Origin of the sequence: Kribbella catacumbae DSM 19601 (genome assembly GCF_000372465.1) — a bacterium.
GTDB classification, from domain to species: Bacteria; Actinomycetota; Actinomycetes; order Propionibacteriales; family Kribbellaceae; genus Kribbella; species Kribbella catacumbae.
The window spans coordinates 138,340-156,346 of record NZ_AQUZ01000013.1; the positions used below are offsets into that span (position 1 = coordinate 138,340).

19 protein-coding genes are annotated in these 18,007 nt (G+C 67.5%); 10 read left to right on the forward strand and 9 right to left on the reverse strand.

The features are described from left to right. The first annotated feature begins 58 nt into the window (after positions 1-58). On the forward strand, positions 59-2,344 hold the full coding sequence (locus A3ES_RS47385; RefSeq protein WP_157630548.1) for a tetratricopeptide repeat protein: 2,286 nt from the start codon (positions 59-61) through the stop codon (positions 2,342-2,344). Here A3ES_RS47385 and A3ES_RS0116155 read toward each other — a convergent pair. The 4 genes from A3ES_RS0116155 to A3ES_RS0116170 form a co-directional block, all read right to left on the reverse strand. Further along, the gene (locus A3ES_RS0116155) at positions 2,333-2,893 is read right to left on the reverse strand and encodes a hypothetical protein (protein ID WP_157630549.1); all 561 of its coding nucleotides are present in this window, start codon (positions 2,891-2,893) and stop codon (positions 2,333-2,335) included. The genes A3ES_RS47385 and A3ES_RS0116155 overlap by 12 nt on opposite strands. A 90-nt stretch (positions 2,894-2,983) precedes the next feature. Next, complete coding sequence (locus A3ES_RS0116160) at positions 2,984-3,928, reverse strand: SDR family oxidoreductase (protein WP_020387879.1); 945 nt, start codon at positions 3,926-3,928, stop codon at positions 2,984-2,986. A 52-nt stretch (positions 3,929-3,980) separates the two neighbouring features. Beyond that, positions 3,981-4,604, reverse strand: coding sequence for an NADPH-dependent F420 reductase (locus tag A3ES_RS0116165; protein ID WP_020387880.1), 624 nt, complete (start codon positions 4,602-4,604; stop codon positions 3,981-3,983). 67 nt (positions 4,605-4,671) lie between these two features. After that, on the reverse strand, positions 4,672-5,406 hold the full coding sequence (locus tag A3ES_RS0116170; RefSeq protein WP_020387881.1) for an SDR family NAD(P)-dependent oxidoreductase: 735 nt from the start codon (positions 5,404-5,406) through the stop codon (positions 4,672-4,674). Between the two features lie 219 nt (positions 5,407-5,625). On the opposite strand from A3ES_RS0116170, the gene A3ES_RS0116175 reads away from it, so the two are divergent. Further along, positions 5,626-6,519 carry a LysR family transcriptional regulator gene (locus A3ES_RS0116175; protein WP_020387882.1) on the forward strand — a complete coding sequence of 298 codons (894 nt, stop codon included), beginning with the start codon at positions 5,626-5,628 and terminating at the stop codon, positions 6,517-6,519. Positions 6,520-6,525: 6 nt separating this feature from the next. On the opposite strand, the gene A3ES_RS0116180 is transcribed toward A3ES_RS0116175, so the two are convergent. Continuing rightward, a complete protein-coding gene (locus A3ES_RS0116180) occupies positions 6,526-7,191 on the reverse strand; it encodes a hypothetical protein (RefSeq protein ID WP_020387883.1) in 666 nt (221 codons plus the stop codon). A 134-nt stretch (positions 7,192-7,325) separates the two neighbouring features. On the opposite strand from A3ES_RS0116180, the gene A3ES_RS51285 reads away from it, so the two are divergent. Together A3ES_RS51285 and A3ES_RS0116190 are read left to right on the forward strand one after the other, a co-directional pair. Next, positions 7,326-9,269, forward strand: coding sequence for a sensor histidine kinase (locus tag A3ES_RS51285; protein ID WP_083933492.1), 1,944 nt, complete (start codon positions 7,326-7,328; stop codon positions 9,267-9,269). Continuing rightward, positions 9,260-9,910: a LuxR C-terminal-related transcriptional regulator gene (locus A3ES_RS0116190; protein WP_020387885.1), complete on the forward strand. Its 651-nt coding sequence runs from the start codon at positions 9,260-9,262 to the stop codon at positions 9,908-9,910. Before A3ES_RS51285 ends, A3ES_RS0116190 begins: the two co-directional genes overlap by 10 nt. 288 nt (positions 9,911-10,198) lie before the next feature. On the opposite strand, the gene A3ES_RS0116195 is transcribed toward A3ES_RS0116190, so the two are convergent. After that, on the reverse strand, positions 10,199-10,363 hold the full coding sequence (locus A3ES_RS0116195; protein ID WP_157630550.1) for a hypothetical protein: 165 nt from the start codon (positions 10,361-10,363) through the stop codon (positions 10,199-10,201). Positions 10,364-10,594: 231 nt separating this feature from the next. Continuing rightward, positions 10,595-11,167: a TetR/AcrR family transcriptional regulator gene (locus tag A3ES_RS0116205; RefSeq protein WP_020387888.1), complete on the reverse strand. Its 573-nt coding sequence runs from the start codon at positions 11,165-11,167 to the stop codon at positions 10,595-10,597. On the opposite strand from A3ES_RS0116205, the gene A3ES_RS0116210 reads away from it, so the two are divergent. Then, positions 11,160-12,038, forward strand: coding sequence for a hypothetical protein (locus A3ES_RS0116210; protein WP_020387889.1), 879 nt, complete (start codon positions 11,160-11,162; stop codon positions 12,036-12,038). The genes A3ES_RS0116205 and A3ES_RS0116210 overlap by 8 nt on opposite strands. An 8-nt stretch (positions 12,039-12,046) precedes the next feature. Here the strand turns inward: A3ES_RS0116210 and A3ES_RS0116215 are convergent, their stop codons facing one another. Beyond that, complete coding sequence (locus A3ES_RS0116215) at positions 12,047-12,958, reverse strand: LysR family transcriptional regulator (RefSeq protein ID WP_020387890.1); 912 nt, start codon at positions 12,956-12,958, stop codon at positions 12,047-12,049. 126 nt (positions 12,959-13,084) lie between these two features. Here A3ES_RS0116215 and A3ES_RS0116220 point away from each other — a divergent pair, with 126 nt between their 5' ends. From A3ES_RS0116220 to A3ES_RS0116240, 5 genes are all read left to right on the forward strand, one after another. Then, entirely contained in the window at positions 13,085-13,792 is a 708-nt protein-coding gene (locus A3ES_RS0116220) for an SDR family NAD(P)-dependent oxidoreductase (RefSeq protein WP_020387891.1), read from the forward strand. Next, positions 13,792-14,148 carry a nuclear transport factor 2 family protein gene (locus A3ES_RS0116225; protein WP_020387892.1) on the forward strand — a complete coding sequence of 119 codons (357 nt, stop codon included), beginning with the start codon at positions 13,792-13,794 and terminating at the stop codon, positions 14,146-14,148. The genes A3ES_RS0116220 and A3ES_RS0116225 overlap by 1 nt, the downstream gene beginning before the upstream one ends. Positions 14,149-14,241: 93 nt before the next feature. Then, a complete protein-coding gene (locus tag A3ES_RS0116230; protein WP_237744974.1) occupies positions 14,242-14,829 on the forward strand; it encodes a CGNR zinc finger domain-containing protein in 588 nt (195 codons plus the stop codon). Further along, positions 14,826-15,644, forward strand: coding sequence for a pyridoxamine 5'-phosphate oxidase family protein (locus A3ES_RS47395; protein WP_020387894.1), 819 nt, complete (start codon positions 14,826-14,828; stop codon positions 15,642-15,644). The genes A3ES_RS0116230 and A3ES_RS47395 overlap by 4 nt, the downstream gene beginning before the upstream one ends. Before the next feature lie 2 nt (positions 15,645-15,646). Beyond that, positions 15,647-17,329, forward strand: coding sequence for an MOSC and FAD-binding oxidoreductase domain-containing protein (locus A3ES_RS0116240; protein ID WP_020387895.1), 1,683 nt, complete (start codon positions 15,647-15,649; stop codon positions 17,327-17,329). Between the two features lie 209 nt (positions 17,330-17,538). Here the strand turns inward: A3ES_RS0116240 and A3ES_RS0116250 are convergent, their stop codons facing one another. Continuing rightward, entirely contained in the window at positions 17,539-17,994 is a 456-nt protein-coding gene (locus A3ES_RS0116250; RefSeq protein WP_020387897.1) for a rhodanese-like domain-containing protein, read from the reverse strand. Between the last annotated feature and the right edge of the window lie 13 nt (positions 17,995-18,007).

Sequence of the window (18,007 nt, forward strand, 5' to 3'; positions counted from 1 at the left end):
CGTTCGAACTGATCGAATCCGATCACTGGTAGCCGCCGGGGTTGCTAGCGTGCCGGGCATGGAATCCGGCCGCGAGCCGCCCCACCCGGGCTTGGTGCGCACGTACGACGAGCTGGCCGAGCGCCTCCGCGCGCTTCGGTCGTGGGCCGGGGCGTCGTACCGCGAGGTGCACCGCCGCACCGTCCGCGACCGGACCAGCCGCGGTGTCTCCGAGATCCCCGCCTACGCCACCGTCTACAACTGCTTCCAGCCTGGCCGGAGCCGGATGGACCCGGAGCTGGTGGTCGACGTCGTCCAGGCGCTTGTCGGCGACGACACCGCCGGGGCCGAGTGGCGGCAGGTCTGCCAGGTGGTCGACCAGCGCGCCGCCGAGGCGTCGGTCGTGGAGGTGGCTGTCGACCTGCCGGCCGACCTGCCTCACTTCATCGGCCGGCAGGCCGAGCTGAACCGGGTACCGGCCGGCACCGAGACCGGGCTGGTGGCGATCCACGGCATGGCCGGCGCAGGCAAGACGACACTCGCCACTCACATCGCCCAGCGGCTGACGCCCGGGCCGCGCCTGTTCGTCGACCTGCGTGGCCACGACCCGGAGCGTCCACCGGCCGACCCAGCGGCCGTGCTGGGTGCCTTCCTGCGCCGGCTCGGCGTGCGCGGCAGCGAGATCGCGCCGCTCGACCTGGCACGGCGTACGGCGATGTACCGCGGCCTGGTATCGCGTACCCGGGCTCTGGTGCTGCTCGACAACGCAGGCAGCGAGGACCAGGTGGCGCCGCTGCTCACCGACACGGACGGCTGTCTGACCCTCGTGACGAGCCGTCGACGCCTCCAGCTACCGGGAATCACTCAGGAGATCGCGCTGGAGCCGTTCGCTCCGGCGGAGTCGGTCGAACTGCTGCGCCGGACCGCCACCGGCCGGGCCGATGCCTCGCCAGAACTGGCCGCCCAGATTGCAGACCTCTGTGGGCATCTACCCCTGGCGGTCGCACTGATCGCCGGCTGGATGGACAACCGACCGGACTGGACCCTGTCGGACCACCTCGATCGGCTCGCGGAGAGACGTGGCGGGCTCCGGCTGGACAACGCAGTCGAGGTCGCGCTGGCGACGTCGTACGAGCGGCTGCCGGAGGACGACCAGCGGCTGCTACGGCTGTTGTCGCTTCACCCCGGCCCGGACCTGGACGTGTACGCCGCGGCCGCGCTCACCGGCGGCGGCCTGAGCCGTACTACGGTGACGCTCGACCGACTTGTGTCCGCCAGTGTGCTTCGGCAGCCGACGACGAGTCGGTACGCGATGCACGACCTGGTCCGAGTGTTCGCCTCCGACCGGGCTCGCGAGGAGGAGCGGCCGGCCGGGCGGCGGTCGGCACAACTCCAGCTGTACGACCACTACCGCCACTCAGCGAAGTGCGCGATTGAGCACTACGCGCCCCAGGACAGGCAGCGCCACCCAGAGGTCCCGGATCCGGGTACGCCCACGCCACCGATCGCCGTCCGTGACAGCGCGGCCGCCTGGCTGGAGGCGGAGCGGGCCAACCTACTGGCGGTCGCGAGCCAAGCCGGCAACAACAGTTCGCCTCGGCACGCCGTCGACCTGTCTGTCCTACTGTTCCGATTCCTCGACGATGCCGGGCATCATCAGGACGCTGCGATGGTGCACGGCCTGGCGGCGACGATCGCGGAGCCACCCGAGCGAGCCCGCGCGCTGATCAACCTCGGTACCGCGTGCTGGCGGCTCGGCCGGTACGACGAAGCGCTGGGGCACAACCAGGCTGCGCTGGCCATCCACCGGGAGTTGGGCGACCGGATCGGCGAGGGCATCGCGCTGACCAACCTGGGCGTGAGCTACGGACGACTCGACCGGCTGCCGGAGGCGATCGAGCACTACCGAACCGCGATCGACATCCTGGCCACCACCGACGACCGCGTCACCGAAGGCGTGGCCCTCGGCAACCTCGGGTATGCCTTGGAGCGCAGCGGCCGGCTCGACGAGGCGCTCGAGCAGAACCTCAGGCACCTGGAGCTCGCGAGAAGGATCGACGACCGGGCGGCCGAGGGGGTCGCACTCGGCAACGTCGGCAGCGTGTACCAACGGTTGGGACGGCTCGACGAAGCTCTGGAGCACCACGAGCAGGCCCTCGCGCTCGCCCGCCAGACCAGCTATCGCCTGGGCGAACTGTCGATACTCAACGAACTGGCGGCCGATCTGCACCTGCTCGGCCGGCTCGATCGTGCCCTGGAGACCTACCGACGTGCCGAGGACCTGGCCGGCGCGCTCGACAATCCGGGTGAGCTGAAGTGTGCCCGCGCCGGGATCGAGCAGTGCCAGCAGGCCTCAGGCCGGTGAGCAGCGCGCGGGGATCTTGCCGTGCGGCGGATATTCCCGGGGCAGGCGGTCCGTGAACCGGTCCTCCGTCGGGTGTACCCGATGATCGGTATAGCTGTAGTAGGCCAACCGCGCGTAGGTTCGGCCCTGCCACTCCCAGTACTGCGTGCCGGGCACGTAAACGCTGCCGTCGGTCGGCCGCCGGAAGTGCGGATAGCCGATGAACATCCGCCTGACGCCGTCGGTGCCCAGGTACTTCCCGTCGAGCTTGCAGTTCTTTACAGTCGCCCGCCACCAGTCCGCCCACTCGTAGCGGTCGTCGTCGGGGTAGTACCAGCCGGTCCGGCCGAGGTCACCGACGGTCTGCCCGCAGAACCGGCGGATCGTACCGCTCCGCTCGATCCGCTCCGGTCCACAGACCTCGTACGCCTCGCCGGCCTGCACCGCCGCCACCGGATCGGGTTGGTTGCGGGCCACGGCAGGCGTGCCCGGCCCCGGAATCAGCACCGCCAGTGCCACGGTTGCCGCGACCAACCGCAGTACGCGCCGAACATGGTGTCTCGCAAACATCAAGCTCCCCCGTCTGTCGACCGCCCGAGAGCCTAGTAGGTCCTGGGGGCAGCTCAGCACCTGAGTACTACGACCCACGCACACCTGCCGTCAGCTGGCGGGGAAGTAGTGGCCGTTGTCCAGATCGGCGAGCAGGCTGGGCTGAGCGGGTTCCCAGCCGAGGGTCCGGCGGGTGATGAGGTTGGACGCCGGGAAGTCCAGCGTGACCACAGACGCGAGGAACCCGAAGTATCCCGGCAGCATCAGTTCGTCCGCGGGTACGCTCACGGCGGGCAGGCCCAGGCGGGTGCCAATAGCCTCGGCGATCTCGCGGAACGGGATGCCCCCGTTCTCAACTGCGTGCCAGTATCTGCCGGCCGGCCCCGTCTCCAGCGCCAGGCGGAACAAGGAGGCGACATCGCGGACGTGCACGGCGTTCCACAGGTTCGCGCCGTCTCCGGGGTAGCCGGCGAAGCCCTTCTCCTTCGCGACCGCGATCAGCGTGGGCAGGAAGCCGGCACTATCGGTCGTGCTGTGCGCGATGTTGGCAATCCGCACGATCGACGACCGCACTCCCCGCTCGGCGAGGCCGATTACGGCGGTTTCCACGACGTTGCGAGCCCGCAGGGTGCCCTTGTGCTCATCGCCGCCGGGAAGGGCCGGGTCCTCCTCGGTGGCCGGCCGGCCCAGGTTCCTCCCGTTCCCGGGCGAGCCGATGCTCCCCGCCGCGACCAGCGGCTTTCCGGTTCCCGCGAGTGCCTCGCCGTACGCGAGCATGACCGGGAGCTCCGCGGCGGCCACGGCGTCGATCCCGCCGGATGGAAGCAGCTCTTGCCTGTGCGCGACGTGGATGACGCCGTCGGAGTCCGCCGCCGCCTCCTTGAGCCCGTCGAGATCCTGGAGGTCGCCGCGGCGCACCTTCGCGCCGAGCGCGGACAGCGCCGCCGCGGCCGTGTCCGACCGGGCCAGGCCGGTGACCTCGTGCCCGGCCGCGATGAGCTCGGGGATGATGTACGAACCGGAATGGCCGGTCCCGCCAGTGACGAAAACGCGCACGCTACTGCTCCTTGTGAATGATGTGGCGCGAGAAGTGGTGGTGCGGGTGCGCTCAGCCGGTGAATTCGTTGACGCCGAGGGCGAAGTCCCAGTGGCCAATCCCGTTGGCGGCGAGGCCCATCGTGACCAGGCCCATTCCTTCCAGCCAGTGCGCCATTTTCAGGCCGCCGACGTCCAGCGGGCGCAGCCCGAGGCTCTCGATGAATGCCGCCACGCCCGCCTTGGCCTGCGCATTGTCGCCAGCGATGAAGACGTTGGGCCGGCCCTTCTCCAGGACATTCCGGAAAATGGTGTTGAAGGCCTTCACCACGCTGACGCCGGCCGGGGCCACTTTGGCGACTTCATGCGCGATCGAGGTCTCCTCGCTGTGGGCCAGACCGTCGAACGTGGCGTTGAAGGGATTGCTGATGTCGACGATGACCTTGCCCGCGAGGGCGTCTCCGTACTCGGCGACGACCGGAACGACACCGTCGTACAACAGGGCCGTGATGACGATGTCCCCGGCCGGGACGGCGCCCCACTTGCCCGTCGTCGCGCCGCCGCCCAGCGCCTCGGCCAGGTCATCGGCCTTGGACTGATCGCGTCCCATGACCTCGACGGTGTTGCCGCCCGCCACCGCGAGCGTGCCGATGGTACGGGCCATGTTCCCCGTACCGATGAGGGTGATGCTGCTCATAAGGGTGTGCTCCTCTTCAATGAGTTGTGGCGACTGGGGTGTGCCCGCGGCACTCCTGGTGTGTGGTTCAGATGGCGGTGATGCCGCCGTCGGTGACCAGTTCCAGGCCGTTGACGTAACTGGAGTCGTCGGAGGCGAGGAACAGGGCGACGGTGGCGATCTCTTCGGGGCGGCCCATCTTTCCGCGGGGGATGAGGGACTCGAAGGCGGCTATGGTCGCCCCGTCGAACAGTTCTTCCTGCTTGGCGGTGGCGACCTGGCCGGGGGTCAGGACGTTGACCCGGATCTTGCGGGCGCGCAGTTCGTTGAGCCAGACGCGGGCCCAGGCCTGCTGGACGGCTTTGCTTCCCGCGTAGAGGCTCCAGCCGGGGAAGGCGCCGAGGGAGGCGTTGGATCCGGTCATGAAGATCGAGCCGTGGTCGTTGATCAGCGGCAGTGCCTTCTGCACGGTGTACAGGGTGCCGCGCGCATTGAGCGAGAAGGCGCGGTCGAACTGTTCCTCGGTGATCTCGCCGAGGACGGCCTCTTCGCCGTTCCCGGCGTGGGCCCACAGCACGTCGATCGAGCCCTTTTCCCGCTTGACGGTGTCGTACAAGCGGTCCAGGTCGTCCAGGTCGGCCGCGTCACCCTGGACGGCGGTGACGTTGCGGCCGATCAGCTTGACGGCGTCGTCCAGGGCAACTTGTCGCCGGGCCTGGATGAAGACGTGTGCTCCTTCCTCGACGAACAGTTTGGCGCCGGCCAGTGCCATGCCGGTGGATCCGCCGGTGATCACCGCTACCTTGCCATCGAGCTTTCCCACGACCACTCCGTTGAATTGATGGATATCCGAAACAATTCGGTTGGGCCCAGTTACTGACGTGCTCATTCTGGTGCTGGGCCCTGCTATCAAATACCGACGCCGAATTCTTATACCGAATTCGCTCGGACTCCATTAACGATGCCATTGGCTTGAGTGAGTGTCCAAGACCTCTTTTAGCCGTGGTGATACCTTGGAGGTATCGCCGGACCGGGAGGCTCCATGGATCTGGACCTGCGCAAGTTGCGCTACTTCGTCGCCGTCGCCGACAGGCTGCACTTCGGCCGCGCCGCCGATGAGCTGCACATCGCACAGCCGGTGCTCAGCCGGCAGATCCGCGCGCTGGAACAGGATCTCGGCGCCTCGCTGTTCACCAGGGACAGCCACGGCGTAGCGCTGACCGACGCGGGCCGGCAACTGCTGGACGACGCCGGTCCGCTGCTCGCCTCCACGCAGGCAGTCCGGCGCCGGGTGTCCGTGGCCGCCCGCGGCAGCCGGCGGCTGGTGGTCGGCTTCCGGGCCGGCATCCCGGTCATCCCGGCGGCGCGGGCATTCGAGGCCCGGCATCCGGACGTGGTCGTGGACGTGCAGCGAATGGAATGGGACGACCAGGCCCTGATGCTGCTCGACGGCCGCGTCGATGTCGCTTATGTGCGGCTGCCCATCGACGAGACCGGCCTGCGCCTGACTCCGCTCTACACCGAGCCGCTCATGGTGGTGCTGCCCGCCGGTCACCGATTGGCCGGCAAGGAGGAGGTCACCGAGGCCGACCTGGCCGGTGAGCCGCTGGTCTGGCATGCCGACGCGAGCACGCAGCCCACCAGGCGCCCGCACCCCGACTCCGGGCTCCGGGTGCGCGGGGTGGAAGAGCAGCTTGAGCACGTCGCGGCCGGCCGTGGTATCTCGTTCGTGGGGCGTTCGGCGACCGTGTTCTACTCACGTCCGGACATCAGCTACGTACCCATCCCGGAACTCGCGCCCGACCAGGTGTGCCTCGCAATGGTGGCATCGCGCACCTCGCCGCTGGCCGACGCCTTCTTCACCGCGGCTCAGGCGACGGCCGAGATCACGGCAGAATGCGGGAACTATGAAATGTGGCAGCTTGGAAGCGCGTAGTACGCGTCAGATGCTGGCGGGTTGGCGCCAGATGGCAACGCCTAGGCAGAGGGACCAGAGCAGGGCTGCCGGGATCGCGAAGGCGCCGATCATTGCTGCGGTGGCGAGCAGGATGATCGTTGAGGTTGCCAGGCCGACGTAGCCGGACCATTTGGCCAGGACCCGCGTTCGCAGGATGACGATGGAGATGGCGAGGATGGTCAGGGCGAGGGTTGCCATCGTGATGGTGCCGATGAGGTTGTAGTTGAGGGCTGTGGAGTAGCGCAGGACGTCGAGGCCGGGCAGCGGTTCTTTGTCGACCTTCACCATGTGGCCGATCACGCCGCGCAGGGCGGCGGAGACGAGCAGGCTCATGCTGAAGATCAGGCCCATCGAGCGGGCGAACGCTGTCCACTGGACGGCCGAGGTACCAGCCGCGAGTGTCCTGAAGTAGTTCAGGAGTACGACGAACAGCACGGCCGCGGCGAGCGCGCAGTACTGCGAAACCATGCCGGAGAGTTGGTTGCTGCTCTGCTGCCACCAGTTGAGCAGTTCCGCGTCGCCTGCCTCGCGTGGGACGTTGACGCTGGCAACGGTCCAGAAGAAGGCGGCAGCGAAGAGGACCGCCGCGGCCGACGCGACTTTCGCTGCCGAGGTCCTGGTCGTATGAGCGTGGGTGGTTGCTGTAGCCATGATGGAACTCCTAACAGTTCGAGGTGAGTTCCAGCGTCGTGCGCTCACCAGAAGCGAACGACCGAGCAGGCACCCGACTTCACCTCAGGGCTGTCCCTGAGTACGCCGCGCGGTTTTCCTGCCACTATGACGAGATGGGCAGGATTGCGAGGGTGCTGGCGCGGGCGCTCGCCTGGCCGCTCGCGCCTGCGCTCTTCGCCGGGATGGTTGCGCTCGACCACCGACTCGGCGGTGGGCACACAGAGCCTTCCGATGTCATCTACTTCGTCGCCATGCTGGTCTGCTGGGCGGTGGGCGTGCTCCTCACCTGGCGAGTATTCGACCAACTCGCCGGCTGGGCCTTCCTGGGACTCGGCACCTCCCTGACCTGGAGCGGGTTCACCGAGCTGTACACGGACCTCGCGCTAGGCCCTGACCCTGCGCCGCATGGGCAGCTGATGGCCACCTTCAGCGACACCAGCTTCGTCTGGTGGTTCCTGTTCCTTGCCCTCGGCCTCCAATTCACCCCAGCCGTCCGACCGAAGTCACGCGCTCTCCCCGTCCTGACGGTTGCCTCAGGCATCGTCTTCCAGATCGCCGCCCTGTTGCGCTCCACGCATCTCGAGCGTCCGTATGACCACCTCATCAGCCCCTGGGCCGTGACGGGACTCGCCGGCCCGATCGCGATTCTGGCCGCGATCTCAGTGATAGTCCTCGGCCTTTGCCTGCTCGCGAGTGTTTACGTCCTCGTGGCCGCCTTCCGTCGAGCCAGGGGTGAAGCGCGCCAACAACTGCTGTGGCTGGTAGCCGGAGCAACGCCACTCGCGCCGGCTGTGGTCGCGTCGTTCGCTGCCTCGTACGCCGGATTCGCCAACGCCGCAGGCTGGGTGATGAGCGTCGGCGTCATCAGCCTCGCGCTGGGTGCTGCCATGTCCGTGGCGAAGTACCGCCTGTACGACGTGGAACGGATCGTCACCGACTCAGCGGCGTACGCGATCTCGACCGGCTCGGTCATCGCTGTCTTCGGCCTGGTGGTCGTGGTCATCACCAAAAGCCTTCCTGTCCAGGCCGACGCGCAACTGCTGACGATCCTGGCCACCCTGGCCGCGGCGGCGGTCGCGCGTCCGGCGTACACGTGGGCCCGTCGGATAGTCGATCGCCGCTTCAACCGCCGCCGCTTCGACGCCGTACAGATTGTGCAGGCAGGGCTCGCCAAGTCACCGCCTGACCTTGACGCGCTGCTGGTCGCGGCGACTGGAGATCCGCAGGTGCGCGTGCTCTTCCCGACCGACGGCGGTTGGGTCACCGCGGACGGTCGTGCTGCCGTGCCCGGATCGGACGTGGTCGACGTCGTACGCCGGGGCGAGGTGAGCGCGCGGATCGAGTTCAACCCGTCGTACTGCGATCGCACCGTCGTGGAAGCCGTCGTCCACGAGGCCTCCGCCGAGATCGACAACCTGGGTCTGCGGGCAGAACTCGCCAAGCAGGTCGAGCAGATCACCGAGTCGCGCGCCCGTCTCGCCGGCGCGCACCTGGACGAACGCCACCGGATGGAACGCGACCTCCACGACGGCGCTCAGCAGCGGATCCTCGCGATCGCGCTTCAGCTCCGTTCCGCTCGCGTCAACGGCGCCGACACGGTACTGCGTGCCGAGGTCGACCGGGCCATCACGGATCTCGCGTTGACGGTGCAGGAGCTCCGCGACTTGGCCAGCGGGCTGCAACCGGCGGCGTTGGCGGGAGGCGGTCTGCGGGCGGCGACTGATGAGCTGGCCGGCCGGATCCCGGTGCGGATGAAGCTCGACGTGGTCGACCAGCGATTCCCTTCCTCCGTGGAGAGTGCGGCCTGGTTCGTCATCGCCGAGGCGGTCTCGAACGTCGTCAAGCACGCCGGGGTCGACGAGGTGGAGATCCGGGTCTCGGCCAGCGCGACACAACTGCACGTCGCAGTACTCGATGAAGGTGTTGGTGGAGTCGATCCCCAGGGTCGCGGACTCCAAGGGCTGGCGGACCGGGTCGCCGCCCTTGGTGGCGTGCTCTCTGTCCACGACCAGCCTGGCGGCGGGACCCGCGTCGAGGCGGTGCTCCCATGCGAGTAGTCATCGCGGACGACTCCGCCCTGATCCGGGAAGGTCTTGCCCGGCTGCTGGCCGAGTCCGGCGTCGAAGTCTGCGAGACCGTTGCCGATGCCAACGACTTGATCGCGGCCGTGGATCGGCATCTGCCGGACATCGCGATCGTCGACATCCGGATGCCTCCCACCTACACGCACGAAGGTGCGGCCGCGGCGATCGAGCTCCGGGAGCGGATGCCCGCGCTCGGAGTACTCCTGCTGTCCCAGGCGGTCGAGACCCACTTCGCCTCGCAGCTGTTGAGGCGTCATGCCGCGCGCTTCGGCTACCTGCTCAAAGACCGAGTCGTCGATGTCGAAACGCTGATGGGTGCCCTGCGCACCATTTCGGCCGGCGGGACGGCACTCGATCCGGAGATCGTCCGGCACCTGATGCGCGCCGACTCGGCCAGCGATCCCCTTGCAGCGTTGACAGAACGGGAACGCGACGTACTCGCCCTGATGGCTGAAGGCCGCTCCAACTCAGCCATCGCGGACCGCCTGACAGTCAGCCTCAAAACAGTCGAGAGCCACATCGCCAACATCTTCAGCAAACTAGGCCTCCACGGCGCGCAAGACGACCACCGCCGAGTCCTCGCCGTACTGGCCGCACTCCAGGGATCGCCCTAGCACTACAGCTGGAGTTCGTGATGTTCAGCGTGCGGTCGTCGGGTTGGGCCGGACCGCCGCCACTCACAAACCTCAACTGATCGCACCCGGCCAGGCGTGCGCAGGCGTGCTCCCGGGCGGAAACGGGAGGTTGTGAGTGGCGGAGGTCCGGGCCTGCCGCCCCAACATCACGAACTCCGGCTGAAGTACTAGAACGCAGCGGACCGCCCATTCCGGTGGGCCGCTGCGGAGGGTTGTCGTTCGCCGTGCGGCGGGGTGTCGTTCTGGGTGGGACGCGTCTTGCGGTTGCTAGGTGCCCAGCCAGAGGTCTGAGCTCTCGAAAGTCCTGTAGGTACCCCAGCCACCGCCGATCTTCGTGATGGCCCTGCTGTCGACATTGCCCTGGAGATCGGTGAAGTACTTGATCTCGTACATCTCGGTGCCGAAGACCGCGTACCCATACCGGCCGCTCACGGCGACAGCGAAGGATGAGGTCGAGTTTCGGCCACTCACCGGCGGCCTCGATGTAGCCGTCGCGGAAGGCTGTCACTGCTTTGCGGTTAAGGGTTGGGCGAAGGGTCCAGTGCCCTAGTGCGTAGCCGATTTCCAGGGCAGGGGTTTGCGAGCCGGTGAAGTCCCATTCGGTGACGACCAGTTCGTCGTGGTGGCCGATGCGGACGTGTTCGGGGACCGGGTCAACGGCCTCTAGAGGTTGCCGGTGATCAGGTCGGTGAGGGCAGAGGTTGCCAGCCGAGGTGTGGTTCGGTTGTGGGTTAGTTCGGTGGCTAGTGCTTCGGCGGCGCCGAGGAGGCCTATGCAGCGGAGTTTCAGGGATTTGGGTGGGAGTTCGGAGTACGGGGCGAGGGCTGTGGCCATCGCGGTTGTGTAGTCGTTGAGCAGGTCGTGCTGGATCGCTTCCATTTCCGGGTTGCCTTTGAGAGCGGCGGAGAGGGCGGCGAACTCTGGGATGTCGGTGCTGCAGGCGAAGTACGCGGCGCTCATGACGCGGGCGGTCGCGGCGACTGTGGGCTCGGCGGTTTTCAGCGCCTCGTCCAGTGCTGCTCTGTGGCGATCGTCGAGCTGGCGGTAGAGCGCGATCAGGAGGCCGGCGCGGGTGCCGAAGTGGTCGTAGACGATCGGCCGGCTCACCCCGGCTGCTTCCGCGAGGGTGACCAGAGTCAGGCCGTCGGCGCCCCGGGTGCGCACGATCGTGAGCGCCGCGTCGAGCAACTGCTCCCGCCTGGCCCCTTTGGACAGCCGGGTCGCTGGTGTGGCCACGTCTCTCACTGGATCCGTCCTCCACGCGAACGCCATCACCATCGACCTGAGCCGCGGCGATCTCGGTCTCCAGGCCGGCGACAGCTATTCGGCGGTGATCGCCACCCTCTGGGACAACCACCTCAACGGTCTGCGCTACGCACAGGACCACGGGTTGCCGTATCTCAGCATCTCCAGCGGCATGGTGGAGATCGCGCCGGAGGTCATCGCGAGTGCCCAGCGCCCGAGCGCCTCGCCGGTCCTGCTCGCCAGCCACTGGTGTGCCGGCGTGACCACACTCGCAACGATGCACTGGGCCCGGGAGTTCGGCCGCGTCGAGAGCATCCGGATCGGCGCAGTACTGGACGAACAAGACACCGGCGGTCCTGCAGGAGAGGCGGACCTCGAGCGCTTTTCCGTTTCAACGTCAGCAGCACTAGTACGCCGCGACGGCGTCTTCACCTGGCTGGCCGCACCCGACGCGCAGGTGAAGATCCAAAGTGTCGACGGCACCGTGCTACCCGGCCAGTCCGCGCCCATCCTCGACGTACCGAGCCTCGCCCTCGCGACGGGCGCACCCAACGTCAGCCTCGCCTTCGCCGTCGGTGAATCCGCCGGCCGACGCCGCGGGCAAGCCCCCTCCTTCGAGATGCGCATCGACCTCGAAGGAGTCGATCCAGCCGGTACTCCGCTCAGCCTGACCCGCCATCTCGTCCACCCGGCAGGGCAGCGCCCGGTGACGGCAGTCGGCATCGCCCTCGGCGTCGAGCGACTGCTCGGCCTCCGCGGCGAAGCGCTCCCACCCGGCATCCACACCCCCGAGGCCGTGATCGACCCGGCCTACGCCGTAGAACGCCTACTGGAGGCAGGCACCACCTTTCCCCGGCCATAGAGAAACCATCAGCGATAGGGGTCGTCGGCTGGGAGCCAGCAGGCTGAGAGGTCGGCGCATAGTGGGGGGATGCCGTCGGTCAGGGCGTGGATGCTGGATCGGACCGCCGCGCGCGGATCCGCCTGGCGAGAGAGGAGGGACCAGGTCCAGTACGGCGCCGGGTCGGTGACCGGGCGCTCGATCAGGTCTGGCGGGGTCGGTGTAGTGGTGCGCTTCGGGTTGTTGAGAACCGGACGGCGCAGGCGGCGTACATGCTCATGGAAAGCAGGCCCGGTGAGACCGCCGTCGTCGACGTACTCGAGTCGCGCCCCGGTCGCCTTCGCAAGCTCCTCGGCGTAGTCGTTCCACGACGCCCACGTCGCGATATCCGAGTCGACCAAGATGACGACATCCTTCGCACGGACCGGCGAATCGTCAGAGCCGGGCGATACGGCGTACAGCCGGTCGGCGCCGATGAAGCGTGCCTCCAGCTTGAGCTCGTCGAGCGCGGACTTCTTGATCCAGGCGATCGCGAGGTCGACACTGCCGTCGGCGACGCGGGCGGCTTGGGTGTGGGAGGGCATCACCCAGGCATCGATGCGGAGTTGCGCGACGCCCGAGGCGCGGGTGAGCAAGTCCGGTGGATGCCAGCTGACATAGCCGAGGCGGACCGGTTCGGCTTTCGAGAGGCCGGCTGCTGATCGGCGCAGCTCGTCGGCCTGATTCAGCAGGTCGCGGGCCGGAGCCAGCAGCGCTTCACCGGAGGGGGTCAGCGTGACGGAGCGGCGGTCGCGGTCGAACAGCCGGATGCCGAAGTCGCGTTCGAGCGCTTTGATCTGCTGCGACAGCGACGGACCGGCGATGTGCAGGGTGGCGGCGGCGCGGCCGAAGTTCAGTTGCTCGGCCACCGCGACGAAGTACCGGAGCTGCCGCAGTTCCATCTGCTGATCGTAGGCGTTGCCTCTCAGCTCAGAGCCAGGAAGTCGTGGAGAACCGCTGGGCGCCGCGCCACCATCGAGGCACGGAGAACGATCGCTCTCCTCGAGAGAACAGAAAAGAGCAGCACAGTGAGTACGCAGAAAGTCGCAGTCATCACCGGCGCATCGCAGGGCATCGGCGCCGGGCTGGTGACCGCCTACCGCAAGCTCGGGTACGCCGTCGTCGCCAACTCACGATCCATCCAGCCGTCCGACGACCCGCTGGTGCTGACCGTGGCCGGCGACATCGCCACCCCGGGCGCCGGGAACCGGATCATCGAGCACGGCCTGGACGTGTTCGGCCGGATCGACACCCGGGTCAACAACGCCGGTGTCTTCATCGCCAAGCCGTTCACCGACTACACCGACGAGGAGTTCGACCTTGTCACCGGGGTGAACCTGCGCGGCTTCTTCGAGGTCACCCGGCGTGCGGTCGAGGCGATGCTCGGCCAGGACGGCGGCCACATCGTCAACGTGTCGACCAGCTTGGTCGATCACGCCAACACCAACGTGCCGTCCGCACTGGCCTCGCTGACGAAGGGCGGGCTGAACGCGGTGACCAGGTCACTGGCGACGGAGTACGCCGCTCGAGGTATCCGCGTCAACACGGTGTCCCCCGGCATCATCCGTACGCCGATGCATCCCGCCGAGACCCACGAGGTCCTCGCAGCCCTGCACCCCGTCGGCCGGATGGGTGACATCTCCGACGTCGTCGGAGCCATCACCTACCTCGAGGACTCCCCGTTCGTCACCGGCGTGGTCCTGCACGTCGACGGCGGACAGAACGCCGGCCACTGATGAACACCACCAGCGTTCTCAGCACACTCCTTGACCAATGGATGGCCGGCGTCGGCACCCACGACCCAGCGGCCGTCGCCAAACTCTTCACCGACAACGCGATCTTCCAAGGACTGCGCCCGTACAGCATCGGCCCAGCGGGCGTAGCGCAGTACTACGAATCGCAACCGCCGGGCCTGAAGGCCGGCTACGAGATCCTCGAGTCCAGGCACCTCACCGACGACCTGGTCCTCGGCTATCTCAAGGTCGCCTTCTCCTTCGTCGACCTCCCGACCCTGGAGGTCTTCCTGAGCATCATTGCGCGCCATAGCGACAACGACTGGAGCATCGACCACTACCAGGTCTCGAAACTCTAGAGCCTGGGCAATGCTAATAATAAACTGAAGACAGAACCATTAAGCAGATCCTTGATCTGTGGCGCAACTAATGCCTAAGGTATGCAGGTGAGCATGAGTCCGAGTGTCGAGGATCTGTTGGCCGCGGGGTTCGCCATGGGTGGTGAGCGGGTGGTCGCGCTCGATCTGGTGGACACGAAGATTCTGGCCATGGATCCGCCGGTCGATCTGATCGAGACGCCGGAGCAGCTGGCGAAGTGGTGGGAGATCCAGGAGGTGCGGCTGCCGGCCGGGCCGGTCCCGGACGGTACGGCGGTGCGCAGGCTGCGGACCGCAGTACGCGACGTACTCGACTCGCACCTGGCCGGGCGGCTGCCGTTGCCGACCTCGGTGGAGGACATCAACGCAGCCGCTGCCGCGGCACCGCAGAGCCTGCGGATGGTGGTGATGGGCGATGAACTGCAGGCGGAGACGCGCTGGCATCCGGAGTACGGCGGGAATGCGGCACTCGCGTTGATCGCCCGCCAGACGATCGAGCTGATGGCGGACGCCGGCAGGCTGGCGACGCTCAGGCGATGCGCGAATCCGAACTGCTCGATGCTCTTCCTCGCCGAGCACAAGCGGCGGCAGTGGTGCGTCGGCAGCGTGTGCGGCAACCGCGCCCGGGTCGCCAGGCACTACCAGAAATCGAAGCGATCATGACCTTCCACGAGGGCGAGCTGGACGTTCAGGAGAAGGCCGGAGTGGCGCAGGACGCAGCCCGGCTCGAAGGGATGCTGCGGCCTGCCTCGCTCGAGGGTGGCGCGAAGAAGTTTCTGGCGCAGCGCGACTTCGTGGCGATCACGGCTCGCGACGGCGATGGAAGGCTATGGACGACGGCGATGTCCGGATTGCCGGGCTTCCTCGACTCCAGCGGCAGCACTCTGACGATCCGTACTGCGCCTGGCGCGGGTGACCCCTTGTGCGGACTTCCCGCCTGGCAGCAGGTCGGCGTCTTGGTGATCGATCTCGCGCTTCGGCGACGAGTGCGGATCAACGGCGAGCTCGTTCGCAGTACCGATGGGGAGTTGGAGATCGCAGCGGAGCAGGCCTACGGGAACTGCCCGCAGTACATCCATCCCCACGAGGTCGTCCAGCCGGCGTCGACCTTGCCGATCGTGACCGACGGGACGCTCGGCGTGGAGCAGACGGCGCTGATCGAGGCCGCCGACACCTTCTTCCTCGGTACTGCGCACCCGACGCGTGGCGCCGACACCTCTCACAAAGGCGGCGACCCCGGCTTCGTGCGGATCGACGGCACGGACCTGTGGTGGCCGGACTACCCGGGCAACAACATGTTCAACAGTCTGGGCAACATCGCGATCGACCCGACCACCGCGCTGCTCTTCCTCGACTTCACCACCGGCACAGCGCTGCACCTGTCCGGCACGGCGACGATCGAGTGGGACGCCGGCGGCGAAACAGGCCGGGCGGTCCGCTTCCATCCAACCCGCTCAGTACTCAACAGCTGGAGCTGATCATGGCCACGCTGCGCTCTCTCAACGTCGGCACGCCGAAGGACGTGTCCTGGAACGACCGGACTGTTCACACAGGTATCTGGAAGACGCCCGTCGAAGGACCGAGGATGGTTCGGCGGCTGAATGTCGACGGCGATGGTCAAGGCGATCTCAACGGGCACGGTGGCGAGCAGCGTGCGGTGCTCGTCTATCAGCTCGACTCCTACGCGTACTGGCAGGAGTACTTCGGGCGCGACGATTTCACCTACGGGATGTTCGGCGAGAACTTCACCGTGGACGGGTTGCCGGATGACGAGGTCTGCATCGGCGATCGGTACCGGATCGGCGAAGCGGAGTTCGAGGTCAGCCAGCCGCGCGTGACCTGCTATCGCGTCGGGATGCGCCTCGGCGAACCAGAGCTGCCCTCGCTACTGGTCCGGCATCATCGGCCGGGCTTCTACCTGCGGGTGATCAAAGAAGGACTCGTCGAGGCGGGCGACGAGATCGTCCGCACGCGAGTCGGTCCGCAGGCGTTGAGCGTCGCCGGCATCGATGCCCTGCTGTACCTCCCGGATCGCGACGAGGCGATGCTCCGGCGCTCGCTCGACATCCCGGCGCTCAGCCCGGGCTGGCAGCAATCCTTCCGCGAACTCGTCGACCAGTACTCCGATGCGCCTGCACCGGCTTCGTCTGGCTGGCCGGGATTCCGGCCGTTGAAGGTCACCGAGGTGGTGCACGAGAGCGACACGATCCTCTCGGTCCGCCTTCGACTTGAGGACGAAGGGCCAGCGCCGGCCGCGCGGGCCGGGCAGTACCTGACCCTCCGGGTCGCGGCTGCTGACCCACCGGCCGTCCGGAGCTACTCGCTGTCGTCGGCGCCCGGCGCGGCGGAGTACAGGATCAGCGTCAAGCGCGAGGGTCTGGTCAGCAGCTACATCCACGATCAGCTGGCGGCTGGGATGACCGTCGAGGCGGCGGCGCCGCGCGGCGATTTCGTGTTGACCGATGACACTGGACCGATCGTGTTGGTGTCGGCTGGGGTCGGGGTAACGCCGGTACTCGCGATGCTGCATGCACTCGCCGACAGCAAAGCTGCCGGGCCGGTGTGGTGGATTCATGTTGCCCGCGACGAGGCTCAGCAGGCTTTCGCGGCAGAGGCGAGTGAGCTGCTGGCTTCGCTTCCTGAGGTGCGAGAGCACGTGTTTTACACCGCGAACGGTAGGCGTCCGACCGCGGAGCAGGTCGCCGAACTCGGGTTGCCGGCGGACGCGACGGCGTACCTCTGCGGGCCGGCCGGGTTCATGGACGAGCTGAGCGAAACCCTTGCAGGCTTGGGGATTGAGCGCAATCGGATCCATACCGAGCTGTTCGGCACGTTGCCTACGATCAGGCCGGGGCTGACCGATCACCGCGCAGTAAAGCCTCATCCGCCCGAAGGTGAGCCAGGGACGGGTCCGCTGATCACCTTCGCCCGCAGCGGCCTGTCGGTGCCGTGGTCCTCGGAGCACTCGTCGCTGCTCGAACTGGCCGACGCCTGCGGCGTACCGACGCGCTGGTCGTGCCGGACGGGCGTCTGCCACACCTGCATGACGCCGCTGATCTCCGGTGAGGTGAGCTACCGGCCGCAACCGCTGGAGCCACCGATCGCCGGCCAGGTGCTGCCTTGTTGCTCACAGCCGACCGGCGATCTGGTGCTCGACCTCTGAGTCCTACTTCGCGATCTCCCACACGCGGCAGGCCGGGTCGGCGGCCAGGCATGATGGAGTGGTGAGCAAAGACCTGACGCCTACGAACAGGCGCTGGCCACCCTGCTCCTGGTGATCGCCGACCGCATCGACACCCCAGAACTGAAACGCTACGAGGCTGCCATCCGAGGCAACGCCGACTACCTGGCCAACCTCAACACCTGAGCAACTCAGCAGGCGCAGGCGATCCCCAGCGGAGCAACCAGCGGGTCGGAAGGCTGGCGGGTGATGCCGCTGGCGGTTTCTACCGGCAGACCTTCTCGGGTCCAGTACTCCATGCCGCCGATCATCTCCTTGACCGGGTACCCGAGCTTGGCGAACTCCAGGGCAGCTTTGGTACCACCGTTGCAGGCCGGTCCCCAGCAGTAGGTGACGACCGCGGTCCCAACCGGTACTACGGCCGCAGCGCGGGCCGCGATCTCCGCCGTCGGCAGGTGAATCGCGCCGGGTACGTGGCCTTGGTCCCAACTCGCCTGGCTCCGGCTGTCGACCAGCACCCAACCGGTCGTCCCGGCGCCGATGTCAGCCGCGACATCCGACGGGTCCGTCTCGAACTTGAGCTTCCCAGCAAAATGAGCAATCGCCTGCTCCTGCACCGCAGGCGGAGTCTGCAACACCGTCGACATCTTCCATCCCCTT